General features: G+C 66.7%; 23 protein-coding genes. 15 read left to right on the top strand and 8 right to left on the bottom strand.

Translation table 11 applies throughout. The features are described from left to right. Nucleotides 1-135: 135 nt before the first annotated feature. Genes AC1RLU_RS11675 through AC1RLU_RS11665 form a run of 3 tightly spaced genes read left to right on the top strand, consistent with a single transcriptional unit; the run spans nt 136 to nt 2,875 of the window. Nucleotides 136-1,071: an ABC transporter permease gene (locus AC1RLU_RS11675; RefSeq protein WP_091855989.1), complete on the top strand. Its 936-nt coding sequence runs from the start codon at nt 136-138 to the stop codon at nt 1,069-1,071. Nucleotides 1,072-1,085: 14 nt separating this feature from the next. Continuing rightward, nucleotides 1,086-1,907, top strand: a complete 822-nt coding sequence (locus AC1RLU_RS11670; protein ID WP_061965093.1) for an ABC transporter permease — start codon at nt 1,086-1,088, stop codon at nt 1,905-1,907. Nucleotides 1,908-1,918: 11 nt separating this feature from the next. Beyond that, entirely contained in the window at nt 1,919-2,875 is a 957-nt protein-coding gene (locus tag AC1RLU_RS11665) for a succinylglutamate desuccinylase/aspartoacylase family protein (RefSeq protein ID WP_492795681.1), read from the top strand. A gap of 177 nt (nt 2,876-3,052) precedes the next feature. On the opposite strand, the gene AC1RLU_RS11660 is transcribed toward AC1RLU_RS11665, so the two are convergent. Further along, entirely contained in the window at nt 3,053-4,219 is a 1,167-nt protein-coding gene (locus AC1RLU_RS11660) for a hypothetical protein (RefSeq protein ID WP_492795679.1), read from the bottom strand. A 270-nt stretch (nt 4,220-4,489) separates the two neighbouring features. Between AC1RLU_RS11660 and AC1RLU_RS11655 the strand changes: the two genes are divergently transcribed. The 5 genes from AC1RLU_RS11655 (at nt 4,490) to AC1RLU_RS11635 (ending at nt 9,324) form a co-directional block, all read left to right on the top strand. Further along, nucleotides 4,490-4,774 carry a hypothetical protein gene (locus AC1RLU_RS11655; protein WP_492795677.1) on the top strand — a complete coding sequence of 95 codons (285 nt, stop codon included), beginning with the start codon at nt 4,490-4,492 and terminating at the stop codon, nt 4,772-4,774. Between the two features lie 167 nt (nt 4,775-4,941). Then, nucleotides 4,942-6,063: a GGDEF domain-containing protein gene (locus AC1RLU_RS11650; RefSeq protein ID WP_185745214.1), complete on the top strand. Its 1,122-nt coding sequence runs from the start codon at nt 4,942-4,944 to the stop codon at nt 6,061-6,063. Between the two features lie 98 nt (nt 6,064-6,161). Beyond that, nucleotides 6,162-7,340, top strand: coding sequence for an acyl-CoA dehydrogenase family protein (locus AC1RLU_RS11645; RefSeq protein ID WP_091855984.1), 1,179 nt, complete (start codon nt 6,162-6,164; stop codon nt 7,338-7,340). 217 nt (nt 7,341-7,557) lie between these two features. Next, complete coding sequence (locus AC1RLU_RS11640) at nt 7,558-8,154, top strand: TetR/AcrR family transcriptional regulator (RefSeq protein ID WP_492795675.1); 597 nt, start codon at nt 7,558-7,560, stop codon at nt 8,152-8,154. Nucleotides 8,155-8,280: 126 nt separating this feature from the next. Beyond that, on the top strand, nt 8,281-9,324 hold the full coding sequence (locus AC1RLU_RS11635) for a histone deacetylase family protein (protein WP_492795673.1): 1,044 nt from the start codon (nt 8,281-8,283) through the stop codon (nt 9,322-9,324). Nucleotides 9,325-9,596: 272 nt separating this feature from the next. Here the strand turns inward: AC1RLU_RS11635 and AC1RLU_RS11630 are convergent, their stop codons facing one another. After that, nucleotides 9,597-11,153 (bottom strand): acetolactate synthase large subunit, encoded by a 1,557-nt coding sequence (locus AC1RLU_RS11630; RefSeq protein ID WP_492795671.1) that lies wholly within the window; start codon nt 11,151-11,153, stop codon nt 9,597-9,599. A 244-nt stretch (nt 11,154-11,397) separates the two neighbouring features. On the opposite strand from AC1RLU_RS11630, the gene AC1RLU_RS11625 reads away from it, so the two are divergent. The 5 genes from AC1RLU_RS11625 (at nt 11,398) to AC1RLU_RS11605 (ending at nt 15,814) form a co-directional block, all read left to right on the top strand. Then, nucleotides 11,398-12,357: an ABC transporter substrate-binding protein gene (locus tag AC1RLU_RS11625; protein ID WP_492795670.1), complete on the top strand. Its 960-nt coding sequence runs from the start codon at nt 11,398-11,400 to the stop codon at nt 12,355-12,357. Nucleotides 12,358-12,367: 10 nt separating this feature from the next. Continuing rightward, on the top strand, nt 12,368-12,883 hold the full coding sequence (locus AC1RLU_RS11620) for a mismatch-specific DNA-glycosylase (RefSeq protein WP_492795669.1): 516 nt from the start codon (nt 12,368-12,370) through the stop codon (nt 12,881-12,883). After that, nucleotides 12,880-13,653 (top strand): ABC transporter permease, encoded by a 774-nt coding sequence (locus AC1RLU_RS11615; protein ID WP_061965069.1) that lies wholly within the window; start codon nt 12,880-12,882, stop codon nt 13,651-13,653. Before AC1RLU_RS11620 ends, AC1RLU_RS11615 begins: the two co-directional genes overlap by 4 nt. Further along, nucleotides 13,650-14,429 (top strand): ABC transporter ATP-binding protein, encoded by a 780-nt coding sequence (locus AC1RLU_RS11610; protein ID WP_492795667.1) that lies wholly within the window; start codon nt 13,650-13,652, stop codon nt 14,427-14,429. The genes AC1RLU_RS11615 and AC1RLU_RS11610 overlap by 4 nt, the downstream gene beginning before the upstream one ends. A gap of 179 nt (nt 14,430-14,608) precedes the next feature. Further along, complete coding sequence (locus tag AC1RLU_RS11605) at nt 14,609-15,814, top strand: SAM-dependent methyltransferase (protein ID WP_282568653.1); 1,206 nt, start codon at nt 14,609-14,611, stop codon at nt 15,812-15,814. Here AC1RLU_RS11605 and AC1RLU_RS11600 read toward each other — a convergent pair. Beyond that, a complete protein-coding gene (locus AC1RLU_RS11600) occupies nt 15,811-16,950 on the bottom strand; it encodes a citrate synthase family protein (RefSeq protein WP_492795665.1) in 1,140 nt (379 codons plus the stop codon). The two genes, AC1RLU_RS11605 and AC1RLU_RS11600, sit on opposite strands and share 4 nt — an antisense overlap. Before the next feature lie 86 nt (nt 16,951-17,036). On the opposite strand from AC1RLU_RS11600, the gene AC1RLU_RS11595 reads away from it, so the two are divergent. Beyond that, nucleotides 17,037-18,116 carry a citrate synthase/methylcitrate synthase gene (locus tag AC1RLU_RS11595; protein ID WP_492795663.1) on the top strand — a complete coding sequence of 360 codons (1,080 nt, stop codon included), beginning with the start codon at nt 17,037-17,039 and terminating at the stop codon, nt 18,114-18,116. 113 nt (nt 18,117-18,229) lie between these two features. Here the strand turns inward: AC1RLU_RS11595 and AC1RLU_RS11590 are convergent, their stop codons facing one another. From AC1RLU_RS11590 to hutI, 5 genes are all read right to left on the bottom strand, one after another. After that, on the bottom strand, nt 18,230-18,790 hold the full coding sequence (locus AC1RLU_RS11590) for a HutD/Ves family protein (RefSeq protein ID WP_492795661.1): 561 nt from the start codon (nt 18,788-18,790) through the stop codon (nt 18,230-18,232). 82 nt (nt 18,791-18,872) lie between these two features. Further along, on the bottom strand, nt 18,873-20,540 hold the full coding sequence (gene hutU / locus AC1RLU_RS11585) for a urocanate hydratase (protein ID WP_492795659.1): 1,668 nt from the start codon (nt 20,538-20,540) through the stop codon (nt 18,873-18,875). Further along, a complete protein-coding gene (gene hutG, locus AC1RLU_RS11580) occupies nt 20,537-21,346 on the bottom strand; it encodes an N-formylglutamate deformylase (RefSeq protein WP_492795658.1) in 810 nt (269 codons plus the stop codon). Before hutG ends, hutU begins: the two co-directional genes overlap by 4 nt. Further along, complete coding sequence (gene hutH, locus AC1RLU_RS11575; RefSeq protein WP_492795656.1) at nt 21,343-22,875, bottom strand: histidine ammonia-lyase; 1,533 nt, start codon at nt 22,873-22,875, stop codon at nt 21,343-21,345. Before hutH ends, hutG begins: the two co-directional genes overlap by 4 nt. Continuing rightward, a complete protein-coding gene (hutI, locus tag AC1RLU_RS11570) occupies nt 22,872-24,038 on the bottom strand; it encodes an imidazolonepropionase (protein WP_492796206.1) in 1,167 nt (388 codons plus the stop codon). The genes hutH and hutI overlap by 4 nt, the downstream gene beginning before the upstream one ends. Nucleotides 24,039-24,217: 179 nt before the next feature. Here hutI and AC1RLU_RS11565 point away from each other — a divergent pair, with 179 nt between their 5' ends. Next, on the top strand, nt 24,218-25,585 hold the full coding sequence (locus tag AC1RLU_RS11565) for a formimidoylglutamate deiminase (RefSeq protein ID WP_492795655.1): 1,368 nt from the start codon (nt 24,218-24,220) through the stop codon (nt 25,583-25,585). Nucleotides 25,586-25,597: the final 12 nt, after the last annotated feature.

Genomic DNA, 25,597 nt, shown 5'->3' with positions numbered 1-25,597 from the left:
GCCTCCGCGGAGGTTTCCGCCAGCTCGAAGACATCCGTCATCCCGGATCGGTGCGGCCATGCCGCCCGCCCGGGGTGACGGAGACTTTCGGGCCTTGACCTGAGTCCGCCCTGCGGCGGCGATCAGGAGTTGACCATGCTGCCCTATGTCTTCCGCCGTCTGCTGCAGGCCATCCCGATCCTGCTTGCGGTCGCTGGGCTCGTCTTTGTGATGTTCAGCGTCATTCCCGGCGACTTCGCCTCGACCCAGATGTCGGATGGCCGCTCGGTCGTCGATGCCGAGCAGGTCGCGCGCATGAACAAGCAGTTCGGCCTCGACGAGCCCGTCTATGTGCGCTTCGTAAAATATGCCGGGAAGCTTGCAACGCTCGATCTCGGCACCTCGTTCCGCACCCGCCAGCCCGTGATCAATTCCCTGCTCGAGCGGATCTGGCCCAGTCTTCAGCTGGCCATAGCCGCGATGGCCTTCGCCATCGCGCTCGGCATTCCGCTTGGCTTCCTGGCCGCGCTGAAGCCGGGTGGCTGGCTCGACATGCAATCGATGTTTGTTGCCGTGTCGGGCCTGTCCCTGCCGCAGTTCTGGCTCGGACTGATGCTGATGTACGCCTTCGCGCTGGTGCTCGGCTGGTTCCCGAGCTTCGGCTATGGCGACGGCAATCCGCGTTATATCGTGCTGCCGGCGGTCGCGCTCGGCGTGGCGCCGCTCGCGCTGCTCGCCCGCACAACGCGCGCCGCTGTTCTCGAAGTCATGAACGCGGACTTCGTTCGCACCGCCCGCGCCAAGGGCAACAGCGAGGTCCGGGTGATGCGCTGGCATGTGGCGCGCAACGCCATGGTCATCGTGCTGACGACGCTGGGCCTGCAGTTCGGCTCGATCATGGGTGGCGCCGTCGTGATCGAGAAGCTTTTCGCCTGGCCGGGCATCGGCTCGCTCTTGGTCGACAGCGTGTCGCTGCGCGACATTCCCGTCGTCCAGGCCTGCATCCTGCTGCTCGTGCTCTTCTTCCTCGTCGTGAACATCATCGTGGACGTGCTCTGCGCTCTGATCGATCCGCGCATCAAATACACCTAGGGGCGGGGCAGCAGATGAAATTCCGGGCTAATCTCTGGATCGGCGGCGCGCTCTTCGCTGCCGTTGTGATCGGCGGGACGCTGGCACCCTGGCTGGCACATACCGATCCCGTCATGGACGCCAATCTGATGAATGCCGAGGTTCCGCCCGGCGCCGAGTTCTGGTTCGGCACGGATGCGCAGGGCCGCGACATCTACAGCCGGGTGCTCTACGGCGCGCGCATCTCGCTGACGGTCGGCATCGTCTCGCAGTTGATCAATACGGTGATCGGCGTGGCGCTGGGCATGTCGGCTGGGTATTTCGGCGGCTGGTGGGACGATTTCGTCAACGGCCTGACCAATCTCATGCTGTCGATTCCCTCGCTGGTCTTTGCGCTCGCCATCATGGCGATTCTCCAGCCGGGCCTGACCAGCCTGCTGATCGCACTCGGCCTGACCAACTGGTCCTATACTTGCCGGCTGTCGCGCGCCGCGACGCTGTCGATCAAGCAGCAGGGCTATGTCGAGGCGGCGCTCTCCTTCGGCTCGAGTAACCTGCGCATCATGCTGCTGCAGATCCTGCCGAACATCGCCGGCCCGATCATCGTCATCGGCACGCTCGGCATGGGCGGCGCGGTGCTGGCGGAGGCGGCGCTCTCCTTCCTGGGTCTCGGCATCCGCCCGCCCTTCCCGAGCTGGGGCTCGATGCTCTCCGACGCGCGCGACCAGATCACCACCGCGCCCTGGATCTCGATCTTCCCGGGCCTCGCCATCTTCATGACCGTGCTCGGCCTCAACCTGCTGGGTGACGGCCTGCGCGACATCCTCGACCCCCACTCACAGCTACGCAAAGCCTGACAGTAGAGCCTATGACCACGCCAGACCTGATCGACCCGCCGCTCGAGACCATCCGCTTCCATGGGCTGAAGGCCGGGCCGAAGCTCCTCGTCTTCGGCGCCGTCCACGGCAACGAGACCTGCGGGCCGAACGCCATCGCCCGCGTGATCGAGGATTGCCGCGCCGGCCGTGTTTCGATCCAGCGCGGCGAGGTCACCTTCCTGCCCGTCGCCAACCCCAAGGCCTTCCGGCAGAACACCCGCGAGGGCGACCGCAACCTCAACCGCGACCTGCGCGAGCGGCCGCAACCCGATGACAACGAGGACAGGATCGGCAATCGTCTTTCCACCATCCTGCGCCAGCACGACATGCTGCTCGATGTCCATTCGTTTACCGGGGAGGGCGTGCCCTTCGTCTTCTTCGGTCCGGACGACAATCGCGGCGCGCTCGAGCCCTTCCGCCATGGCGCAGCCGAGGCCGCTTTCGCCGCCTGTCTCGGCGTCGACCTGATGATCCATGGCTGGCTCGACATCTATGTCCGGCTGATCGCAGCGCGCGAGCGCCTGAACCTGCCGCGGCTCGCCGTGACCGAGGGCTTCGGCACGACGGAGTTCATGCGCTTTGCCGGCGGCTATGGCGTGACGCTCGAATGCGGGCGTCACGACGACCCGGCTTCCGTCGATGTCGGCTACAAGGCGATCCGCAACGTGCTCGTCCATCTCGGCCTGACCGACGAGCCGCCGCTGGCGCCAGCCGCGCGCACCGTGGTGCATATGGACGATCTCGTGATCTGTGAGGCCGAGGGCGACCGCGTCGAGGGCAGCTGGAAGACCGGCGACCGTGTCGCGAAGGGTACGCCGATCGCGCGGCGCGCTGACGGCACCGTCGTGACGATGCCGCGCGACGGCTTCATCATCTTCCCGAACCCCAAGGCCAAGCCCGGCGAGGGCATCTGCTATCTCGGGACGGAGAGCCGGCGCCGGTACTGAAAGTGGCCGGGCTGCCGCGGGTCTGAGAGCCGGAGCCCTGCTGCCAGGAACGGCGTCATTCTCGGGCTTGACCCGAGAATGACCGGAGGGTGAGGTGCTGGAGCCTCCTTCTGCAGGAGATGCCCGGGTCAAGCCCGGGCATGACGGCGGAGATGGCTCGGCGCCGGGCCCGTTGCCTCACCCGTCGCTCTTTTCCGTCTTGCCGCTGCGGCTGAGGTCGATCTGCTTTTGCAGGCCCAGCATGACGCTGAACGAGGTCACGGGGGTGAGGCCGGTCTCCTTGGTCTTGCGCCAGGCGCCGGCAACGGTGCCGATCAGGCCCTTGCCCAGGTTGCGCTGGTAGTCGATGCCGACACCCTTCTGGTCCGAGCGGGCATCGAGGCCGACATAATCGTCGGTCTTGCGCCGGGCCGACAGGCTGACGGCATTGTCGTCGTCGATCCGGGCCGTCAGTTTCGCCTCATGCGCCGTCACCAGGTTGATGACGGAGAAGGGCAGGGTGGTGTCTTCCACCGTGCGCAGCGAGCCGAGATCGAGCGTGAACCGCTCATAGGGCAGGCGCAGCTTCGCCGTATAGAGCAGGCTCTCGACCGCATCGAACTCCTTCTCCGGGAAATAGGCGCGGAACGGCGAAAGCGAGGCCTCGATCGCGGCGCCCTTCAGCACCGTCGAGAAGAACAGGTTGGGTTGCAGCCGGTTATGGTCGCGTCGGAACCCGAGATAGTCGACGCCCTCGATATAGTGGACGCGCGCGGCGCTGAAGGAGAGGCCGATTTCGGTCTCGCCCGATCGCCAGGCGGCGCCCGTCGTCAGCCCCAGCGTGCCGAAATTCTCGTCGCGCGGCAGGAAATCGCCGAGATTGAAGACGTTGCGCTCGTTCAGCGCCGTCATCCGCGCTTCCCCGCTGGCGAAGAGGCGGAACGCGCCGATGCTGTGATCGAACCGTTTGCGCCAGGACAGGCTGCTTTTCCGACGTGACCAGGTTTGCTCGCTGCTTGCCGTGAGGGAGGAACGCAGCGCGCTGGCCTCGCCGAGGCTGAAGCCGTGCTTCAGCGTCAGCGAATGGGCGCGGGCGGAGGCGAGCGCGCGCGGGTCGTAATGCGTCTCGACAAGCGACAGGTTCAGCCCGTAGCCGTCCTGCAATGTGCCGCGCAGGTAATCCCAGGTTGCATAGGTTGTGGCGACAGGAGTGCCATTGGCCCCCCAGGCGCCGGCGGGATTGCTGTCGAAGCCACCGCGAAGCCCGACAACGGCGATCGAATTTTCCTTATTCTCGGCCGGTGTCTCAGTCGCGAGCGCAAGGGAGGCGTGAAAGACCAATGCGAGAATGATGATTTTCTGCATCGACGTCGCCGTGATCTGAAAATTTATTTCGCAATCATGGTTTATAACGGTTAATTGATCGTAAATTATGCCGGATTTGCTCTTATATGTATTCGGATCGATTTATGTATATCGCGAATGATTTGGGGTTTAGTTTTGAAGTGTGCTTTCTGGTTGCAAATTAACTTTACTCGGTATGGTTAATGTTGAGAGAAGGTTGCTTGAAGAGGTTGTTGCAACCTATACGTGTTTCGTCGCTTCCGGCCCGGAGGCGAAACAGGGAGAAGCAAGATGAAATACGCGTTTGTTCTCGCTACGGTTGCAGCTTTCGCCGTGTCCCCCGCTATGGCCGGTGGGCGAGGCGGTTCGCTTCTCGGCGGCATCATCGCCCCGGTGACGACGGCCGTGTCGGGCGTCAAGATCAATGCGCTCAACAATGTCAGCGTGCTCAGCGGCAACGGCATCGCCAACGGCAATAAGGCCGGCGTCGTCGCCCCGGTGAAGGCGATCGTCTCCCGCAACGGACTCGTCGGCGGCCTGCTCGGGGGCTTCGGTCACGGCTGCGGCTGCAACTGATCGCAGCGTCCGCCCTCCGATGCGGAGCCTGGAACGGGGCTGGCATGTGCCAGCCCCTTTTCGTTTCTGCCCGATATCGAGCAAGCGATGCGATCCCTAAAATGCCCGGGATCGGGCTGACGGGTTCTTAGAGCCTCGCGCGTAGAGGCATCGCCATGCATCTGCTGATGAGGCCCCGTAGACGCGCCGCGCAGCTTCCCGCGGATATCGAGATCGAGATCATCTCGCGTCTCTTCGCGGCCCTGCCTCAGATCCTCTGCATTGCGGCCGGGCTGATCGTCGGCTCTGCGATCATGGCCGTGCAGACCGGCGAGACGATCTTCTGGTGGCTGACGGCAGCAGGCATCGTGACGACCCTGCTGCGCATCGCCAACATCGTCAGCTTCAAGCGGCGCGATCCCGCGCGCAAGCTATCCCTGGCGGAAGCGCGGCGCTGGGAGGCAGGCTACGCCTATTCCGCCTTCGCCTTCACGCTCGTCATCGCGGCATTGACGCTGGCCGCCGCCGCGACCGACCATGCCGGCGGCTTCGTGCTCAGCCTCGGGCTCACCATGGCGCTGACGGCCGGGTCCTACTTGCGTACGCTCCGTTACTGGATCTGCGCCGTGCTCTCGACCATCGCGATCGGCACGCTGGTCGTCGCCTTCCTGGCTTCCGGCGATCCGCTCTATCAGGCGCTGAGCGTGCTGCTCCTCGTCTATCTCTATTCGATCTATGAGAGTTCGGATTACATCATCGGCCAGTTCGAGGAATTGCTGATGGTGCGCCGCGAACTCGACTTCGCCGCCAGTCACGACTCCCTGACCGGGCTCATGAATCGCCGCGGGCTTGATCGCGTGCTGCGCGAGGCCGGCGAAAGCGGCGAGGCGCTCGGCCTCCTGCTGCTCGATCTCGACGGATTCAAGTTGATCAACGACCGCCACGGCCATCAGGCCGGCGACGATCTGCTCAAGCAGGTCGCGATGCGCCTGAAGGGTGTCGTCCGGCCGGGTGACAGCGTGGCGCGGCTGGGCGGTGACGAGTTCGCCCTCGTCGTGCGCAGCGTCGAGGATGCGGCTGCGTTGTCCGAGATCGCCGACCGGGCCGTGTCCGTCGTCATGGCGCCGTTCATGCTGATGGGTCAGCTTGTCACCGTCGGCGCGAGCGTCGGGGTATCCGTCAAGTCGGAGCAGGATACCACGCCCTGGACGGCCGAGGTCCTGACGCGTGCGGCCGATCAGGCCCTTTACGGCGCCAAGCGCGCCGGCAAGGGTCGCAGCATGGTCGCCCACTGGGACGACGTCGCCTGACATCGCCATAGAGGGAAGGTAGCTTGATCTCGGCGCGGTGTTCACCTACCGTCCGGCAGGTAGCTCGCTGGTGGCGCTGCAGAAAACGGGAGAAGGCGATGTCGGCTGTCGGGAAGCCTGCTGTGGAGGGCGCTCGCCGCTCGCCTTACTTTACCGAGGAACATGAGGCGTTGCGCGACCAGGTCCGCCGCTTCGTCGAGGCGGAGATCAAGCCGCATGCCCTGCAATGGGAGGAGGACGGCTTCGTCCCGCGCGCGGTGCTGCGCAAGATGGGCGAGCTCGGCTTCTTCGGCATCCGCTACCCCGGCGAGTATGGCGGCTCCGAGATGGACACGATGGCGACCGTGGTTCTGGCCGAGGAACTGGGGCGCTCCACCTTCTCCGGCGTCGCCATCACGGCGCTGGTCCATACCGACATGGCCTCGGTCCATATCGCCAATGCCGGCAGCCCGGCGCAGAAGGACAAGTACCTGCCCGGCATCATCGCCGGCGAGAAGATCGTCGCGGTCGCCGTGACCGAGCCCGATGCCGGTTCGGATGTGAAGGGCATCCGCACCACGGCGCGGCGCGAGGGCGACCATTACGTCCTCAACGGCGCCAAGATGTTCATCACCAACGGCGTCCATGCCGATCTCTATTGCGTCGCCGCCAAGACGGACCCGCAAGCGCGACCGTCGCAATCGGTCTCGATCTTCCTCGTCGAGAAGGGCACGCCGGGCTTCTCCGTCTCGCGCGCCCTCGACAAGCATGGCTGGCGCTCGTCCGACACTGCCGAGCTCTCCTTCGTCGACTGCAAGGTGCCGGCCGAGAACCTGCTCGGACAAGAAGGCCGCGGCTTCTACGCGATCATGAGCAATTTCCAGAACGAGCGCACCGTGATCGGCGCCATGGCGATGGGCGAGGCGCAGGCCGCCATCGACCTGACACTGGACTACGTGAAGACGCGAAAAGCCTTCGGCGCACCGCTTTGGGAGAAGCAGGCGATCCGCCAGCGTCTGGCCGAGCTCGCCGGCAAGGTCGAGGCCGGCCGCCAGCTCGTCTACCACGCCGCCTGGCTCGACGCGCAGGGCTTCGACGCCACCCGCGAGGTCTCGATGGCCAAGGCCTATTGCGGCGAGCTGGTCAACGAAGTGATGTACGATTGCCTGCAGTTCCATGGCGGCATGGGCTACATGCGCGAAAGCGCGATCGAGCGCATGACCCGCGATGCCCGCGTCCAGGCGATCGGCGGAGGCGCGACCGAAGTCATGCTCGAGGAAGTGGCGAAGCGGCTGTGAGGGCCGAGCGTCATCCCGCACGCGCCGCAGCACGCAGTGCTGCTGCGCAGATGCGGGACCGTCTTTCGATGGGGGCAGGGTCATCCCGTGCGCGCCGCAGCGTGAAACGCTGCTGCGCAGACACGGGACCGTCCTCAGGAAGAGGCGCCCTCTCGTCGCGCGGTCCCGTGTCTGCGCCGCGGCACTACGCGCCGCAGCGCGCACGGGAAGACACGCTATGAGCGATGCCCCAACCACTCGGCCAACCGCCGAAGGCGGCTCGCGCCGGCTGATCCTTGACCATGCCGCGCGCCTGCTGCGTGGCGGCGGCTACCATCAGACCACCTTGCGCGAGATCGCCGAGGCCGTCGGCATCCGCAAGGCCAGCCTCTATTACCATTTCGGCTCGAAGGAGGAGATCGTCGAGGCGGTCGTCAATGACGGCGTGCACTTCGTCCATGAGGCGGTCGTCGCGGCGCTCGCGGCGGAGGAGGGGGCCTCGCCGCGCGTCCGGCTGGAGGCAGCAGTCCGGGCGCATCTCTCCGCCCTGCATGGCCATGGCGACTATACCTCGGCCAGCATCAAGGTCTTCACCTTCGGCGCGGCGCCCGCGCCTGAGAGCGTGCGCGCGGTGCGCCGCGCCTACGAGGATGTCTGGCGGGGGCTGATCGCCGAATGGCAGCAGGCCGGCGGCATGCCCGCAGGCAACTCGCCTGACGTGCTGCGCCTGTTCCTGCTGGGCGCGCTCAACGGCTCGACCGATTGGTATCGGCCGGAGCGCCATGCGATCGACGCCTTGGCGCGCGAATTCGTGGCGCTGCTCTCGCCGCATTGAGTGGCTGCCCCGCCTCCCATGCAGGGGCGGGCGGCATCGTCATGGCTGACCAAGGCGTCGGCGGTTGCTAGCATCCCCATGCGGGGCCGTCGGTCGCCTCGCGATCTGACGAGGATTCTTCGCCTGATGCGCGCCTTCTATCACCCCGACCAAGCCCTCCACGATCCCCAGCAATATATGCGCTTCGGCAAGGTCGTGGCTCCCAAGGACCTGCCGGAACGGACGGAGCGCCTGCTCGGCGCGCTCGGGAAACATGGCATCACGCCGGAGAAGCCCGCAGCGCATGGCACGGACCCGGTCCTCGCGATCCATGATGCCGGCTTCGTCAAGTTCCTGGAGACCGCCTGGGCGCGCTGGCAGGACCTGCCGGCCGAGCGCGGGCCGGAAGTCTGGCCGAGCACCTTTCCCTATTGGAGCGGCCGCCCGGACGAGGATGTCCGTCCGCCCTGCCGCCCGACCGGTTTCATCGGCCAGCTCGGCTGGTATCTCGGCGATCTCTCGGTGCCGATCGGCGAGCATTGCTGGCATTCGACGCTGCGCTCATCCGAGACCGCCGTCTCCGCCGCCGATGCGATCCTCGCTGGCGAGCGCGCCGTCTACTCGCTCTGCCGTCCGTCCGGCCACCATGCCCGTGCCGACCGCGCCACCGGCTTCTGCTATCTCAACAACACCGCGATCGCGGCCCAGCACCTGCGTTCCAAATTCGGCAAGGTCGCGATCCTCGACGTCGACGCCCATCACGGCGACGGCACACAGCAGATCTTCTATCGCCGCGACGATGTGCTGACGATTTCGGTCCATGCCGACCCCACGAACTACTACCCGTTCTTCACCGGCTATGCCGATGAGCGCGGCAACGGCCCGGGCGAGGGCTTCAACCTCAATCTGCCGCTGGAGCATGGTGCCGGCGGCGCCGCGATGGAGGCTGCCGTCGCCGAGGCCGGCAAGGCGATCCGTGATTTCGGCGCGGAGGTCGTGGTGATCGCGCTCGGCTACGACGCCCACAAGGACGACCCGATCGGCGTGCTGAAGCTGGAAGCCAGCGATTTCGGCACGATCGGCCGGCAGGTGAAGGGTTTCGGCCTGCCGACGCTGGTGGTGCAGGAGGGCGGCTACGCCATCGAGGCGATCGGCGACTGCCTCGATGCGTTTCTGGGCGGGTTCAAGTAGCGCCTGTCTTCTCTGGGGCTGTCATCCCGTGCGCGCTGCGGCATGTGAATGCCGCTGCGCAGACACGGGACCGCGTGACGAGAAGGCGCCCTTTCCTGAGGACGATCCCGCATCTGCGCAGCAACACTGCGTGTTGCAACGCGTGCGGGATGACGCGACGAGTAAGCGGCCTTTTCTGAGAACGATCCCGCATCTGCGCCGCAGCACTGACGTGCCGCAGCGCGTGCGGGATGACACGCTTCAGGGCACCCTTCAGCGCCGCTTGATGTCCCTCAGATCGCCGCTTCGATCAGGAACGGCCCCTTGCGGCTGAGCGCGGCCTTGAACAGGCTCGTGAACTCCTCGGCCGTCGTGGCCCGCGCGGCTTCGACGCCCATGCCCTTGGCCATCATCACCCAGTCCAGCGCCGGCTCATCGATGTTCAGCATCAGCGTGGCGTTGCGGCCGAAATCGTTGACGCCGACGGCGCGCATTTCGCCATGCAGGATCTGGTAGGTCCGGTTGGCGAAGACGACCGTGACGATGTCGAGATTCTCGCGCGCCTGCGTCCACAGCCCCTGCACGGTGTACATGCCTGAGCCGTCGGCCTGCATGCCGATGACCTTGCGGTCGGGGCAGGCGACGGCCGCGCCGATGGCGAGCGGGATGCCTTCGCCGATCGCGCCGCCGGTGAGCTGGATGTAGTCGTGCTGCGGCGCGCTGTGGCAGTCGTAGTAGAAGCTGCGGCCGGACGAGACCGACTCGTCGCAGACGATGCAATTCTCGGGCAGCAGGGCCGAGACGATGGCGCAGGCCTTGTCGGCATCGAGCTTGCCGGTCGGCAGGCCAGGCTGCTCCTTGCGCGGCGGGGCGATGTAGAGCGGAGCGGTCTTCGTCGCGCCCATCTCCTCGGCGAGCCCGGTGATCGCGGCCGGCAGGTCGTCGCCGGGGATCGCGAGCTTGGCGACCTCGCAGCCGTCATGGATCAGGCGGCCGGGCTTGCCGGGATAGGCGAAGAAGCCGACCGGGACCTGCGCGCCGACGAGCACGAGGTAATCCACGTCCTTGAGCTGATCGAGCGCCTTGTCGATCGGATAGAACACCTTCGGCATGGCGACGCGCCCGGCGCCGCGCTCGATGCGGCCGTTCGACATCTGGCTGAAGATCTGGGCGCCGGTCACCGCGCAGATGCGGGCGGCCATCTCCATCGGCTTCTCGCGGAGCGCGAGGCCGGTCAGCATGATCGCGCCGCGCTTGCCATGCTTGCGCAGGCCGGCCGCGACCTCGCGGATCGTCGCGCCATCGACGCTCTTCAGCGCCGGCAATTCGGTCGGCTTCAGCGTGGCGGGCTCGACGCTGCCCCAGGCGCAGTCGGCCGGCAGGATCACGGTGGTGACGCCAGGCAGCGTCAGCGAGGCGACATAGGCTTCGCCGATCGCCGGGCCGACATCCTCCGGCGTCGCGATGCGGCGGACGAAATGCGACATCGGCTCGGCCAGGCTCTCGATATCGCTGGTCAGCGGCGCGTCATGCTGGAGATGATAGGTCGCGTGGTCACCGACGACGTTGATCATCGGCGTGCGGGCGCGCCTCGCGTTGTGCATGTTGGCGAGCGCGTTGGCCATGCCCGGTCCGCAATGCAGCAGCGTCGCAGCCGGCTTGTCGGCCATGCGGGCATAACCGTCGGCCGCACCGGTCACCACGCCCTCGAACAGGCCGAGCACGCAGCGCATTTCCGGCTTGCGGTCGAGCGCCGCGACGAAATGCATCTCGGAGGTGCCGGGATTGGCGAAGCAGGTATCGACGCCGTTGATCAGAAGCGTGTCGCAAAGGCGGTCGGCGCCGTTCATTGGGAAACCTCGACTCACAGAAAATAAGGGCGCCCCTCGCGCCGGCGGGCGGAAGAGGAGGAAATTCCCTCTGCCCTGTCAAACGAGAGAATGTCATGACTTCCCCAAGCGGCGCTGATCGGCGGCTTGACCTGTTTGCATATGCAATTAGGCTGTTTTGGAACGAAGGTTGCATTGCGCCGCAAATGACGCTCCAGGCGTCAGCGTGGTGCATCGGCCAAAAAACCGGGGAAGGGTTTCAATCATGGCAGTTTTCAAGCGCATCGGTGCGACTGTCGGCTTCGGCCTCGCGGCGCTTCTCGCGGCGGGTGGCGCCCAGGCGCAGACCAAGGTCAATATCGGCATTTCCGGCTGGACCGGCTTCGCGCCGCTCGTGCTCGCCAAGGAGGCCGGCATCTTCGCGAAGAACGGCCTCGACGTCACTATCAAGAAGATCCCGCAGAAGGACCGCCACCTCGCCATCGCCTCCGGCGACATCCAGTGCGCCGCGACCACGGTCGAGACCTGGATCGTCTGGGATGCGGCCGGCATCAAGACCAAGCAGATCTTCCAGCTCGACAAGAGCTACGGCGCCGACGGCATGGCCGTGCGCAAGGATGTCGCTGCGATCAAGGATTTGAAGGGCAAGACGGTCGCAGCTTCCGCGCCCGGTACCTCGCCCTATTTCGCGCTGGCCTGGATGCTCAAGGAGAACGGCCTCTCGGTGAAGGACGTCAAGGTCGTCAACATGGAGCCCGGCCCCGCCGCCCAGGCCTTCATCGCCGGCCAGAACGACGCCGCCATGACCTATGAGCCCTATCTCTCCACGGTCCGTGACAAGCCCGATGCCGGCAAGATCATCGCGACGACCCTCGACTATCCGATGGTGATGGACACCTTCGGCTGCACGCCCGCCTTCCTCGTCAACGACAAGGCCGCGGCGGCGCTGACCCAGAGCTATTTCGAGGCCCTGGAGATGATCAAGAAGGACCAGGCCAAGGCCTATGAGATCATGGGCGCCGACGTGAAGCAGACCGGCGAGCAGTTCGGCAAATCGGCGGCGTTCCTGCGCTGGTCGGATGCCGAGGGCAACAAGAAATTCTTCGCGGGCGACTGGCAGGCCTTCTCGGCCAAGGCCGCCGACCTGCTGCTCGAGATCGGCCTGCTCAAGGCGAAGCCCGATCTCGCCTCGCTGGTCGATACGCGGTTCGTCGCCGGCAAGTAACCGTCGGCGCATGACCGGCGACATCCTCCCGGATATTCTGGAACCCGGCCTGCGTGTCGTCTTCTGCGGTACGCAGGCCGGCGCCGTCTCGGCCCGGCGCGGCGCCTATTATGCCGGGCCGGGCAACAAGTTCTGGCCGGTGCTTCATGAGATCGGGCTCGTCCCGATGAGGCTCCGGCCGGAGGAATTCGCGACCCTGCCGCGCTACGGCATCGGCCTGACCGATGTCGCCAAGCGCAGCTCGGGTCCGGATTCCGCGCTGCGCGGCGGCCATTTCGACGTGGCCGGCTTCACGGCGCGGATCGCTGCGAACCGGCCCCGCATCCTCGCTTTCAACGGCAAGCGCGCGGCCCAGGTCGCCCTCGGGATCAGGGAGGGCGGGCTCGCCTACGGGCCGCAGGCGCACAGACTGGCCGATGCCGACGTCTATATCCTCCCCTCGACCTCAGGCGCCGCAGCCGGCTTCTGGTCGATCGAACCCTGGAAGCAACTGGCCATGGCCGTGACCGGAACCCAATCGCGATGAGACCTTTGCAACCCGTCTCGGCCCCGGCCCGCATCGGCTACGGCCTGGCCTTCTTCGCGCTTTTCGTCGCGCTCTGGTCGGTCGCGACCTTCGGCGGCTATGTCCAGCGCCTGTTCCTCGCCGATCCGCTGACCATGGTCGGCGAAGGCTATAACCTGATGGTGCGATACGGCTTCGGCTTCGACATCATGATGACGATCTGGCGCGTCCTCGGCGGCTTCATCCTCGCCGTCATCGTCGCCTTGCCGATCGGCATCCTGATGGGCGCCTACAAGCCGATCGAGGCCTTTCTCGAGCCCTTCGTTTCCTTCGCGCGCTACCTGCCGGCCTCGGCCTTCATTCCGCTCCTGATCCTCTGGGCCGGCATCGGCGAGACGCAGAAACTGCTCGTCATCTTCATCGGCTCGGTCTTCCAGCTCATCCTGATGATCGCGGTTTCAGTCGGTTCGATCCGGCGCGATCTCGTCGACGCCGCCTATACGCTGGGCGCGACAGACCGCTCGGTGGTGCGCCGCGTCATGCTGCCCAATGCCGCGCCCGAGATCGCCGAGATCTTCCGCCTCGTGCTCGGCTGGGCCTGGACCTATGTCATCGTCGCCGAGCTGATCGGTTCCTCTTCCGGCATCGGCCACATGATCACCGACAGCCAGGCCTTGCTGAACACCGGGCAGATTATCTTCGGCATCATCGTGATCGGCCTGATCGGCCTCATCTCGGATTTCCTCTTCAAGGCGATCAACCAGCGCCTGTTTCCGTGGGCGCGCGCATGAGCAAGCTTGTCATCGAGAATCTCGGCAAGGTCTTCGCCGGCCAGCGTGGGGCCGAGCCGACACGCGCCTTGATGCCGACCTCGCTCAGCGTCGCCGACAACGACTTCATCACCATCCTCGGCCCGTCCGGCTGCGGCAAGTCGACCTTGCTGCGCATCATCGGCGGGCTGGAGACGGCGAGCGAAGGGCGCGTCTTGCTCGACGGCTCAGCTGTTTCCGGGCCGGGTGCCGATCGCGGCTTCGTCTTCCAGAGCTACACGCTCTTCCCCTGGTTGACGGTGCAGCAGAACATCGCCTTCGGCCTGCGCGAGAAGGGCGTACCGGAAGCCGAGCGCCTGAAGATCGCCCGTGACTGGGCGGTGCGCGTCGGGCTCGGCAGCTTCGTCGATCATTTCCCGAAGCAGCTTTCGGGCGGCATGCAGCAGCGCACGGCGATCGCCCGCGCGCTCGCCAACGATCCGAAGATCCTGCTGCTGGACGAGCCCTTCGGCGCACTCGACAACCAGACCCGCGCCCTGATGCAGGAAATGCTGCTCGGCATCTGGGAGCGCGAGCAGAAGACCGTGCTCTTCGTCACCCATGATATCGAGGAGGCGATCTTCGTCGGCTCGCGTGTCGTGGTGATGAGCGCGCGCCCGGGGCGGATCAAGGCCGATATCGCGGTCGATCTGCCGCATCCGCGGCCCTACACCATCAAGACGACCCCGGAATTCGTCGCCCTGAAGGAGCGGCTGGTCGAGGAGATCCGCGCAGAGGTCATCGCGGCGGATCATTAGCCGGCAGGTCGGCTATGCTATGCTTCCCTAGCGGAACCGAACGTCCTTACCTGCGTTGTCATGTCGCAGGCGTGGGACTGCCTTGCACCAAAGGGCGGTTACGGCGGTGCTCCGAATTGCCATCTTCAGCGAAAGGGGCGCTGCCGAAGGTGGGGCCAATGCACTCGCTGATTGCCAGAATGTTGTCTCGGCTCGCGATCGAGCCACGTATCGATGTCGTTTTCCCCGATGGCACGTTGCAGTCGATCGGGCAGGGCACTGCGCCGCGATTGCGCATGCGCATCGTCGATTCCCCGACGGAACTGAAACTCGCGCTCAATCCCGAGCTCGCCTTGGGCGAAGCCGTGATGGACGGACGCGTCGTCGTCGAGCAGGGCTCGCTCTACGACCTGCTCGATGCGCTGGTCGCTGCCGTGCATCGCGCGCGCCCCAAGGGCTGGGGCAAGGTTCTGGAGGGCCTGCGCACGGCGGTGCGGCGCTTCCACCAGCACAACACGCCGGCGCTCGCCCGCCGCAACGTCGCGCATCACTACGATCTCAAGAGCGACTTCTTCCGGCTCTTCCTCGATCCGGACATGCAGTATTCCTGCGCCTATTTCGCCGAGCCCGGCATGACGCTGGCGCAGGCGCAGTTGGCCAAGAAGCGTCACATCATGGGCAAGCTCGATCTCAAGCCCGGCCAGCGCGTGCTCGATATCGGCTGCGGCTGGGGCGGCATGGCGTTGTCGATCGCCGGCGAGACGGGTGCCTCGGTTACCGGCATCACGCTCTCCGAGGAGCAACTCGCCATCGCGCAGCAGCGCGGCGCCGAATCCGGCCTGCCGGTCGAGTTCCGGCTGCAGGACTATCGCCATCTCGCCGAGCCGTTCGACCGCATCGTCTCGGTCGGCATGTTCGAGCATGTCGGCGTCGGCTATTACCGCGACTATTTCCGCAAGATCCGGGAATTGTTGAGCGATGACGGCGTGGCACTCGTCCACACCATCGGCCGCTCGACGCCGCCCGGCGCGACCAATCCCTTCATCGCCAAGTACATCTTCCCCGGCGGCTATATCCCCGCCATGTCGGAGGTGGCGGCAGCGGTCGAGCAGGAGGGGCTGATCATCACCGATGTCGAGGTGCTGCGCCTGCACTATGCCGAGACGCTGAAGGTCTGGCGCGAGAACTTCCTCGCCCGGCGCGACGAGGCGGTGGCGATGTATGACGAGCGCTTCGCCCGGATGTGGGAGTTCTATCTCGCGGCCTGCGAGGCGAGCTTCCGGCATGACGATCTCGTGGTGTTCCAGTTCCAGCTCGCCAAGAAGCTCGACGGCCTGCCGATCACGCGCGGCTATATCGAAGAGCGCGAGGGCGAGCTTGCGCGGAAGATCGCTGAGCCGGCCTAGGCTGGCTCCGGCCCGACATAGCGGGCGCGAGGCCGGATCAGGCGTCCGGTCTCGCCCTGCTCCAGCGCATGCGCGATCCAGCCGACGCAGCGCGCGGCGGCAAAAATCTGGAACGAGATATCCGGCGCCAACCCGAGTTCGCTTACGATCGCCGTCAGCACGAAATCGATATTCGGCTCCTCGCCGGTCAACGCGGTGACGGCCCGGCGCGTGGCCGCATAGGCTGGCGGCAGCGTGAATGCGGTGAGCAGCGCGCGAGCCCGCGGATCGCCATCCGGATAGAGCGGATGGCCGAAGCCGGGCAGGGGCATGCCCGTCGCAAGCCGCGCCGGGACCGCCACCTCGACGCCCTCGCTTGCGATCTCGCGCATCAGCCCGAGCACGCGCGGCGTCATCCCGCCATGCAGCGGCCCGGACAATGTCGCGAGCCCCGCCAGAATGCTGGCAGCGAGCGAGGCGCGCGTCGAGGCAGCCACCCGGACCGCGAAGGTCGAGGCGTTGAGCTCATGGTCGGCGAGCAGCACCAGCGCGCGGCGGATCAGGTCGGCTCCATCAGCGCCGCAGCCCCAGGCCTGCGCCAGCCGGTGGTGGATCGGCCCCTGGCCCGGCCGCCCGGCGATGGCATCGACGAGCGAGTCGATGACGGAGGCCGCTTCCAGATAGAGCGCCTTCTTGGTGCGGCCGGCCATGGCGGGATCGCTGGCGGCGCGCGCGGCGATCACCGCGAACATCCGCTGCCGGGCCGGCGCCTCCGGCACGATCGTGAACAACGGCGGGAAGCGCTGCGAGCCGCAATCCCAGAGCAGCCTTGCGACATCCTCCAGCTTCGCCGTCTCGGAAAGCTTTTCGGCATCCTGTCCGCGATACCAGAGCTTGCCGCGCTGGATCGTGGCGATGCCCGACGCCAGGATCGGCTCGCCGAAGGCGATCGCATCCTCGGCGATGGCGGCGGGCTTGCGCCCCCGTGCCTTGCGATGCTCTAGCCGCGCCACGTCCTCGGCCCGGTAGAGCCGCCGCCGCGAGTCGTCCGCGTCGCCGCGCGCCTCGATCAGCCCGCGGCTGACATAGGCGTAGAGCGTCTGCGGCTTCAGCCCGAGCCGCTGCATCACCTGTTGCGCCGTCAGCCAGTCGGTCATCGAAATACATTGATTATATTGTTCAAGATTGATTCTACCGGTGAAGCTATCAATCTTCAAGGCCTCAGATGTTGAGGAGAACCGCCATGTCCGATGGCCTTGAAGATGTCGTTGCCGCCCATACCGTGCTCTCGGAAGTCGATGGAGCGGCCGGGCGGCTGGTGATGCGCGGCCACAGCCTCGATGAGCTCGCGGGCCATACCTCCTTCGAGGAGATGGCCGCATTGATGCTCGACGGCTTCGTGCCGGACCTGCCCGCCATGAAGGACCTGCCGGCAGCGTTGGGTGCCGCGCGACAGGAGTTGTTCGAGACGGTGGTCAGGAAGGCCGTTATCCCCGTGACGCTCGGGCCGGTCGAGATGATCCGCGCGATGACGGCGTTGATCCCGGATGGCGAGGATGCAGGCACGGTGCTGCGGGTTCTGGCGGCGCCGGCCGTCTTCACGGCCGCATCGCTGCGCCTGCGTCAGGACCTCGCGCCAATCGCGCCCGATCCGTCGCTGTCGCAGGCGGCCGACACGCTGCGCATGCTGACGGGCAAGGCGCCGACAAAGCAGCAGACGGCAGCGCTCGACACCTATCTCGTCACCGTCGCCGATCACGGCCTCAACGCCTCGACCTTCGCGTCGCGCGTCGTCGCCTCGACCCGCGCCGGGCTGGTCTCGGCCGTGCTGGCCGGCATCGGTGCGCTGAAGGGTCCGCTCCATGGCGGCGCGCCCGGCCCGGTGATCGAGATGCTCGATGCAATCGGCGAACCGAGCAATGCACGCGCCTGGCTGGAAACCGCGCTCGATCGCGGCGACCGGCTGATGGGCTTCGGCCACCGCATCTACCGCGTCCGCGATCCGCGCGCCGATGCGCTGAAGGGCGCGATCCGCCGGCTCGGCGCCGATAGCGGGCGCCTTGCACTGGCCGAGGCGGTCGAGCAGGCGGCGCTCGCCATTCTGCGCGAGCGCAAGCCCAACCGCACGCTGGAAACCAATGTCGAGTTCTACACGGCGCTGCTGCTGGAGGCGCTCGGCTTCACGCCGGACAGCTTCACCTGCGTCTTCGCGCTCGGCCGGACGACGGGCTGGCTCGCCCATGCCAAGGAGCAGATCGCCGGCGGCCGCCTGATCCGCCCGCAGTCGGTTTATGTCGGCCCGCAGCCGCGGCAGGCGGCTTGAGACGGCACAACAGGCGTCATGCTCGGGCTTGACCCGAGCATCTCGGAAACCAGTGCCTTCTAGTCATGAGGTTCTCGGGTCGGAGCTGCGCTCTGCCCGAGAATGACGGCAGCTCAGGCCGGCTGCAGTCGGATCGCGAACAGCTCGCCACCATCCCCGGTGGCGAGTTTTGCTGTGATGGGGGCTTCGAGCACGGCGCTGTCCCCGGCGGCGAGCGTCGTGCCGTTCACCTGCCAATCGCCCCGGCGCGCGACTAGAACCAGCAATCCACGCTCGGCTGCGATCTCATGCGATCCGCCGGTCAGCCGCTCGACGCTGTGGCTCCAAGCTCCGCGCCGGCTCATCACGTTGAGGTCGTCGATCGCCCCGTCGACCAGCACGCCTGCCACCGCCCGGTCGGCGGCGAAGAAGAACGGTGCGGTCGCGCGGTCGAGCGCGACCGTCTCGCCGTCGCCGAAAGCGAGGCGGATGCCGTTTCCGGTCAGCACCGACAGCGTCCGGTCGATGCCAGGGAAGGACGAGAACGGCCCGTTTGTGCCTACATGGGCCATCGAGATGCGCCAGTCGAAATCGCCGAGCGAGGCGCCTTCCGGCGCCATCGCGATTTCGGTCGTGGTGCCGCCGCCGTTCTTCCACGGCATGACCTTGCAATCGGAGGCGCGGATGATGCGCATGGAACGGTCCTTCGAATTCAAGCGGCCACCGTTGTCATCCCGGGTTCTCCGCTGACGCGGAGCCCCGGAATGACGGGAGGGTTCAGCCCAGAATGCCCGGCAGGTTGAGCTGCTTCTCGCGGGCGCAGTCCAGCGCGATCTCGTAGCCGGCATCGGCATGGCGCATCACGCCGGTGGCCGGGTCGTTCCAGAGCACGCGCGATAGGCGAGCAGCCGCGTCATCCGTGCCGTCGGCGCAGATCACGACGCCCGCATGCTGCGAGAAGCCCATGCCGACGCCGCCGCCATGATGCAGCGAGACCCAGGTCGCGCCGGACGCCGTGTTGAGCAGCGCGTTGAGCAGCGGCCAGTCGGAGACCGCGTCCGAGCCGTCCTTCATCGCTTCCGTCTCGCGGTTCGGCGAGGCGACCGAGCCGGAGTCGAGATGGTCGCGGCCGATCACGACCGGCGCTTTGAGCTCGCCGTTCCGGACCATCTCGTTGAAGGCGAGGCCGAGGCGATGGCGATCGCCGAGGCCGACCCAGCAGATACGCGCCGGCACGCCCTGGAACGCGATGCGTTCGCGCGCCATGTCGAGCCAGTTATGCAGGTGCTTGTTGTCGGGCAGCAGCTCCTTCACCTTGGCGTCGGTCTTGTAGATATCCTCCGGATCGCCCGAGAGCGCGGCCCAGCGGAACGGGCCGATGCCGCGGCAGAACAGCGGGCGGATATAGGCCGGCACGAAGCCCGGGAAGGCGAAGGCGTTCTCCAGTCCCTCGTCCTTGGCGACTTGGCGGATGTTGTTGCCGTAGTCGAAGGTCGGGATGCCCATGTCCTGGAAGGCGATCATCGCCTCGACATGCTCGCGCATCGAGGCGCGCGCCGCGGTCTCGACGGATTTCGGATTGGCTTCGCGCGCCTGCTTCCACTGGCCCATGGTCCAGCCCTTCGGCAGGTAGCCGTTGATCGGGTCATGGGCCGAGGTCTGGTCGGTGACCATGTCGGGGCGGATACCGCGGCGGACCATCTCGGGCAGGATCTCGGCGCAGTTGCCGAGCAGGCCGACCGACTTCGCCTCGCCTTTCTCAGTCCAGCGGGCGATCGTCTCCAGCGCCTCGTCGAGCGTTTCGGCTTTCTCGTCGAGATAGCGGGTGCGCAGGCGGAAATCGATCGAGTCGGGATTGCACTCGACGGCGAGGCAGGAAGCGCCGGCCATCACCGCAGCGAGAGGCTGGGCGCCGCCCATGCCGCCGAGGCCGCCGGTCAGGACCCATTTGCCCTTGAGGCTGCCGCCATAGTGCTGGCGGCCAGCCTCGACGAAGGTCTCGTAGGTGCCCTGCACGATGCCTTGGGTGCCGATATAGATCCAGGAGCCGGCCGTCATCTGGCCGTACATCGCTAGCCCCTTCTTATCGAGCTCGTTGAAATGGTCCCAGTTGGCCCAGTGCGGCACGAGGTTCGAGTTGGCGATCAGGACGCGCGGCGCATCCTTGTGGGTGCGGAACACGCCGACCGGCTTGCCGGACTGGACGAGCAGCGTCTCGTCGGCCTCAAGCTGGCGCAGGCTCGCGACGATCCGATCGAAATCCTCCCAGGAACGGGCGGCACGGCCGATGCCGCCATAGACCACGAGTTCCTGCGGGTTCTCGGCGACGTCCGGATGCAGGTTGTTCATCAGCATGCGCAGCGGCGCTTCGGTCAGCCAGCTCTTGGCGCTGAGCTCGGTGCCGGTGGCGGGGCGGATGACGCGGGTGTTGTCCAGGCGGGTCATGAGCGGCTCCGTTCGAGAGTCCTGGCCGCGTCCAGGGCTGCGGCGATGATGGCGGACAAGGCGGTTTGCAAGGCAGCGGCCTTCGTCGCGTCGAAGGCCCAGGGCGCGGTCTCGTCGGTGAGATAGGCCGAGAGCGCGATTTCCATCTGGAGCGCGTGTACGCGCTCGAACGGCCGCCCGTAATGGCGCGTGATCCAGCCGCCCTTGAAGCGGCCATTGGCGATCTGGGTGACCGGCTGGCCGGCCATGGCCGCGACCGCGGCGGCCTCGACGCTCGCAGCGCAGCTTTCGCCGGAGTTGGTGCCGAGATTCAGCGTCGGCAGCGTGCCCGGGAACAGGCGCGGGATCACCGACTTGATCGAGTGGCAATCCCACAGCACGCAATAGCCGTGCTCGGCCTTCACCCGCGCGATCTCGGCAGCCAGCGCCGTGTGATAGGGCTGGAAATAGGCCGCCTTGCGCCGCTCGATCTCAGTGGCGTCCGGTGCCGTCTGCCAGATCGGCGCGCCGTCGAAGGTCGTGGTCGGCACGAGTTCGGTCGTCGCCTGGCCCGGATAGAGCGAGACGCCGGCCGGATCGCGGTTGAGGTCGATGACGAAGCGCGAGAGCTGCGCCTCGACGATCGTGGGCTCGAACGGCGCGGCGAAACCGTAGAGCTGGCGCATATGCCAGTCGGTATCCTCGACCAGCTTTCCACGCTCGTTGAGCTGCGTCGCGACCTCCGGCGGAACGCTGGTGCCGGGATGCGGCATCGAGAGGATCAGCGGGGACGAGCCCCGTGTGACCGTGACGATCTCGGCGCTCATGCACTGCACTCGGCGAAGCTGTCGAGGCCCGCCGCCTTGCCGACGGCGCCCGAGAGCACGAACTCGGTCGCGGCTGCGAGGTCGGGAGCGAGGTAGCGGTCCTCGGTCAGCGGAGCGATCTTTTCGCGCAGCAGGGCGAGCACCGGCTCAAGGCGCGCGCTGGTCTTGAGCGGGCGGTGGTGCTCGATCGCTTCCGCGGCCGCCGTCAGTTCGACGCCGATGATGCTCGCGGCATTCTTCGCCATGTCGATCAGGCGGAAGGCGCCATGCGTCGCCATCGAGACATGGTCTTCCTGGTTGGCCGAGGTCGGAATGGTGTCGACCGAAGCCGGATAGGCCTTCTGCTTGTTCTCGGAGGCGAGCGCGGCGGCGGTGACCTGCGCGATCATGAAGCCCGAGTTCAGGCCGGCATCGCGGGCGAGGAAGGGCGGCAGGCCGCTCATCACGGGGTCGACCAGCAGGGCCATGCGGCGCTCGGAGAGGTTGCCGATCTCGCAGACGGCCATGGCGAGGATGTCGGCGGCGAAGGCGACGGGCTCTGCATGGAAATTGCCGCCCGAGACGATCTCGCCGGGGCCGAGCACCAGCGGGTTGTCAGTGACGGCATTGGCCTCGATCGAGAGCGTCGCGGCGGCATTACCGATGAGATCGCGCACGGCGCCCATGACCTGCGGCTGGCAGCGCAGCGAATAGGGGTCCTGCACCTTTGTATCGCCATGGCGATGGCTCTCGCGGATCGCGCTGCCGGCGATCAGGTCAAGCAGGATCTTGGCGACCTTGATCTGGCCGGGCTGGCCACGCAGGCTCTGGATGCGCGGATCGAACGGGGTGTCGGAGCCCTTGAGCGCATCGACCGAGAGCGCGCCGGCGACGAGCGCGGCATCGAACACGCGGGCGATGGCAGCAAGGCCGGTCAGAGCCAGCGTGGTCGAGACCTGCGTGCCGTTGATCAGCGCCAGGCCTTCCTTCGCGCCCAACGCGAGAGTGCCGAGACCCGCACACTTCAGCGCCTCGGCCGCCGGGAGGGTCTCGCCCTTCAGGCGGATCTCGCCGTAGCCCATCAGAGCCGCGGTCATATGGGCGAGCGGGGCGAGGTCGCCGGAGGCGCCGACCGAGCCCTTGGCGGGGATGACCGGCAAGGCATCGGCCTTGAGCGCATTGGTCAGCGCCTCGATCACGACGGGGCGTACGCCGGAGGCGCCGCGCGCCAAGCTCGCCGCCTTCATCGCCAGCAGCAGGCGGACCACGCCGTCGGGCAGGGCAGGGCCGGTGCCGACCGCATGCGAGACGATCAGGTTGCTCTGCAGCTTGGCGAGATCGGCATCGGCGATGCGCACGCTGGCGAGCTTCCCGAAGCCGGTATTGACGCCATAGGTCACGGTGCCGGCGGCGACGATCTCCTCGACGATCTTCTGGCCGGAGGCGATGTTCCTGGCGCTCTCGCCGCCGAGCGAGGCGACGGCGCCGTCGAGGATCGCGCGCCAGTCGGTGAGATGGGCTGCGCCCGGGTTCAGCGAAACCGTGGTCATTGTCCGTTCCAGATGCGGGTGTGAAGGGGATTGAAACCGATGCGGTAGGCGAGTTCTGCCGGGCGCTCGATCTCCCAGATGGCGAGATCGCAACGCTTGCCGGATTCGAGCGTGCCGACCTCGTCCTGGAGGCCGAGCGCGGTCGCGGCATGGCGGGTGAGGCCGGCCAACGCCTCTTCCGGCGTCATCCGGAAGAGCGTGCAGGCCATGTTGAGCACCAAGAGCGGCGAGGTCAGCGGCGAGGAGCCGGGATTGGCGTCGGTCGCGAGCGCGATCGCCGCGCCATGCTTGCGCATCAGTTCGATCGGCGGCTTCTGCGTCTCGCGCAGGAAGTAGAAGGCGCCCGGCAGCACGACCGCGACCGTGCCGGCCTTGGCCATGGCGATGACGCCGTCCTCGTCGAGATATTCGAGATGGTCGGCCGACAACGCGCCCATCTCGGCCGCGAGCTTGGCGCCATGCAGGTTCGAAAGCTGCTCGGCATGGACCTTGATCGCCAGGCCCTTGGCCTTGGCGGCCGCGAACACGGCCTTGGTTTCATCCGGCGAGAAGGCGATGCCCTCGCAGAAGGCGTCGACGGCATCGGCGAGCCCCTCGGCCGCGACGGCGTCGAGCAATGGCCCGGCGACGAGAGCGGTATAATCGCCCGAGCGACCCTTGTATTCCGGCGGCACAGCATGGGCGCCGAGAAAGGTGGTACGGACGGTGACGGGGCACTCGCGGCCGATGCGGCGCGCGACACGCAATTGCTTCAGCTCCGCCTGCTGCTCCAGCCCGTAGCCGGACTTGATCTCGACGGTGGTGACGCCCTCGGCCATCAGCGCGGCGAGGCGCTTATCGGCGGAGGCGAAGAGCGTATCCTCGCTCGCCTCGCGCGTCGCCTTGACGGTGGAGAGGATGCCGCCGCCGGCCCGCGCGATCTCCTCATAGGTCGCGCCCTGCAGGCGCAGCTCAAATTCATGCGCCCGGTCGCCGCCATAGACGAGATGGGTGTGGCAATCGATCAGGCCCGGCGTGATCCAGCGGCCTTCGCAATCGATGGTCTCGGCGGCCTGGAAGGCGGGAGCCTCGCTACGCGGGCCGACGAAGACGATGCGGCCTTCACGGGCGGCGATCACGCCGTCCTCGATCGCGCCATAGGGCGTATCGACCCCTGCCGACATCGTTGCCAGCCGCGCATTCGTCCAGAGCTTGTCGCAGACAATCGTCTCACCAGGCGCTTTCGCCACCGTGCGTCCTCCCGCTACTCTTTGAATTGAAGTCATGCTATCCAATTGCATATGCAATTGGCAAGTGTTAATTGCATATGCAATTGAGCGCCAGCGAGCGACGGAGCGAAACGGTGACCGAGACCCTGCATCTGGCCGAGGCGCTTTTGCCCGAAGGTTTTGCCAGCGATGTGAAGCTGACCGTCGCCAACGGCACGATCACGTCCGTCGAGGCAGGGGTGAAGCCGGCAGGGGGTAAGAGCAGCTTCGCCGGCATCGCGCTGCCGGGCATGCCGAACCTGCACAGCCATGCCTTTCAGCGCGGGATGGCAGGTTTGTCCGAGCGCCGCGGCGCGCCGGAGGATTCCTTCTGGACCTGGCGCGAGGTGATGTACCGCTTCCTCGACCGGCTCGATCCCGATGATGTGCAGGCGATCGCCGCGCAGGCCTTCGTCGAGATGCTGGAGGGCGGCTTCACCGCGCTCGCCGAGTTCCACTATCTCCACCACGACAAGGACGGGCGCGCCTACGCCAACATCGCCACGATGGGACAGGCCATCGCCTCCGCCGCGCAGGAAACCGGCCTCGGCCTCACCCTGCTGCCGGTGCTCTATCGCTTCGGCAATTTCGGCCAGGCGCCCTCCGTCCATGGCCAGCGCCGCTTCGTCAACGAGCGCGATGCCTATCAGCGCTTGCTGGAAGGCAGCCTCGCTGCGATCCGCGACCTGCCGGACGCACGGCTCGGCGTCGCCCCGCATTCGCTGCGCGCGGTCGCGCTCGACGATCTCGGCTGGGTCTCGTCGCTGCGCCCGAACGATCCCGTTCATATCCATGTCGCCGAGCAGGTGCCGGAGGTCGAGGCCAGCCTGAAGATCACCGGCAAGCGCCCGGTCGAACTGCTGATGGACACGATCCCGCTCGACAAGCGCTGGTGCCTGATTCACGCGACGCATCTGAGCGATACCGAGCGTGATGGCATCGCCCGCAGCGGCGCCGTCGCAGGCCTCTGCCCGATCACCGAATCCAGCCTCGGCGACGGCATCTTCGACGGTATCCGCTATGCGCAGGCCGGCGGCGCCTATGGCGTCGGCAGCGATTCCAATATCCAGATCGATGCGGGCTCGGAGCTGCGCCAGCTCGAATATTCGCAGCGCCTGCGCGACCGCCGCCGCGCGCTCTTCGCGGAAGAGAAGGCCTCGACCGGCCTCGCGCTCTGGCAGGCTGCCTGCGCCGGCGGTGCGCGCGCCTGCGGCCGTGCCATCGGCGCCATCGCGCCCGGCCACCGCGCCGATTTCATCACGCTCGACACCGATCACCCGGCTCTTGTCGGCAGGGGCGGCGCCGAGGCTGTCGACAGCGCGATCTTCGCCGCCAATGCCATGCCTTTGCGCGATGTCGTCGTCGGTGGCAGGACGGTGGTGGCCGAGGGGCGGCATGTCGCCCGCGATTCGGTGCGCTCGCGCTTTGCCGGCGTGATGCGGCGCCTGCTCGCAGCGGAGTAATCAGGGACGACG

The sequence above is a fragment of the Allobosea sp. GW822-FHT05A11 genome (assembly GCF_058800455.1).
This window is presented reverse-complemented; position numbering and strand designations above follow the sequence as displayed.

Bases quoted from the DNA above. Each gene is read 5' to 3' on its own strand.
- AC1RLU_RS11675 (WP_091855989.1), top strand. From the start codon at position 136: ATGCTGCCCTATGTCTTCCGCCGTCTGCTGCAGGCCATCCCGATCCTG.
- AC1RLU_RS11670 (WP_061965093.1), top strand. From the start codon at position 1,086: ATGAAATTCCGGGCTAATCTCTGGATCGGCGGCGCGCTCTTCGCTGCC.
- AC1RLU_RS11665 (WP_492795681.1), top strand. From the start codon at position 1,919: ATGACCACGCCAGACCTGATCGACCCGCCGCTCGAGACCATCCGCTTC.
- AC1RLU_RS11660 (WP_492795679.1), bottom strand. From the start codon at position 4,219: ATGCAGAAAATCATCATTCTCGCATTGGTCTTTCACGCCTCCCTTGCG.
- AC1RLU_RS11655 (WP_492795677.1), top strand. From the start codon at position 4,490: ATGAAATACGCGTTTGTTCTCGCTACGGTTGCAGCTTTCGCCGTGTCC.
- AC1RLU_RS11650 (WP_185745214.1), top strand. From the start codon at position 4,942: ATGAGGCCCCGTAGACGCGCCGCGCAGCTTCCCGCGGATATCGAGATC.
- AC1RLU_RS11645 (WP_091855984.1), top strand. From the start codon at position 6,162: ATGTCGGCTGTCGGGAAGCCTGCTGTGGAGGGCGCTCGCCGCTCGCCT.
- AC1RLU_RS11640 (WP_492795675.1), top strand. From the start codon at position 7,558: ATGAGCGATGCCCCAACCACTCGGCCAACCGCCGAAGGCGGCTCGCGC.
- AC1RLU_RS11635 (WP_492795673.1), top strand. From the start codon at position 8,281: ATGCGCGCCTTCTATCACCCCGACCAAGCCCTCCACGATCCCCAGCAA.
- AC1RLU_RS11630 (WP_492795671.1), bottom strand. From the start codon at position 11,153: ATGAACGGCGCCGACCGCCTTTGCGACACGCTTCTGATCAACGGCGTC.
- AC1RLU_RS11625 (WP_492795670.1), top strand. From the start codon at position 11,398: ATGGCAGTTTTCAAGCGCATCGGTGCGACTGTCGGCTTCGGCCTCGCG.
- AC1RLU_RS11620 (WP_492795669.1), top strand. From the start codon at position 12,368: ATGACCGGCGACATCCTCCCGGATATTCTGGAACCCGGCCTGCGTGTC.
- AC1RLU_RS11615 (WP_061965069.1), top strand. From the start codon at position 12,880: ATGAGACCTTTGCAACCCGTCTCGGCCCCGGCCCGCATCGGCTACGGC.
- AC1RLU_RS11610 (WP_492795667.1), top strand. From the start codon at position 13,650: ATGAGCAAGCTTGTCATCGAGAATCTCGGCAAGGTCTTCGCCGGCCAG.
- AC1RLU_RS11605 (WP_282568653.1), top strand. From the start codon at position 14,609: ATGTTGTCTCGGCTCGCGATCGAGCCACGTATCGATGTCGTTTTCCCC.
- AC1RLU_RS11600 (WP_492795665.1), bottom strand. From the start codon at position 16,950: ATGACCGACTGGCTGACGGCGCAACAGGTGATGCAGCGGCTCGGGCTG.
- AC1RLU_RS11595 (WP_492795663.1), top strand. From the start codon at position 17,037: ATGTCCGATGGCCTTGAAGATGTCGTTGCCGCCCATACCGTGCTCTCG.
- AC1RLU_RS11590 (WP_492795661.1), bottom strand. From the start codon at position 18,790: ATGCGCATCATCCGCGCCTCCGATTGCAAGGTCATGCCGTGGAAGAAC.
- hutU (WP_492795659.1), bottom strand. From the start codon at position 20,540: ATGACCCGCCTGGACAACACCCGCGTCATCCGCCCCGCCACCGGCACC.
- hutG (WP_492795658.1), bottom strand. From the start codon at position 21,346: ATGAGCGCCGAGATCGTCACGGTCACACGGGGCTCGTCCCCGCTGATC.
- hutH (WP_492795656.1), bottom strand. From the start codon at position 22,875: ATGACCACGGTTTCGCTGAACCCGGGCGCAGCCCATCTCACCGACTGG.
- hutI (WP_492796206.1), bottom strand. From the start codon at position 24,038: ATGTCGGCAGGGGTCGATACGCCCTATGGCGCGATCGAGGACGGCGTG.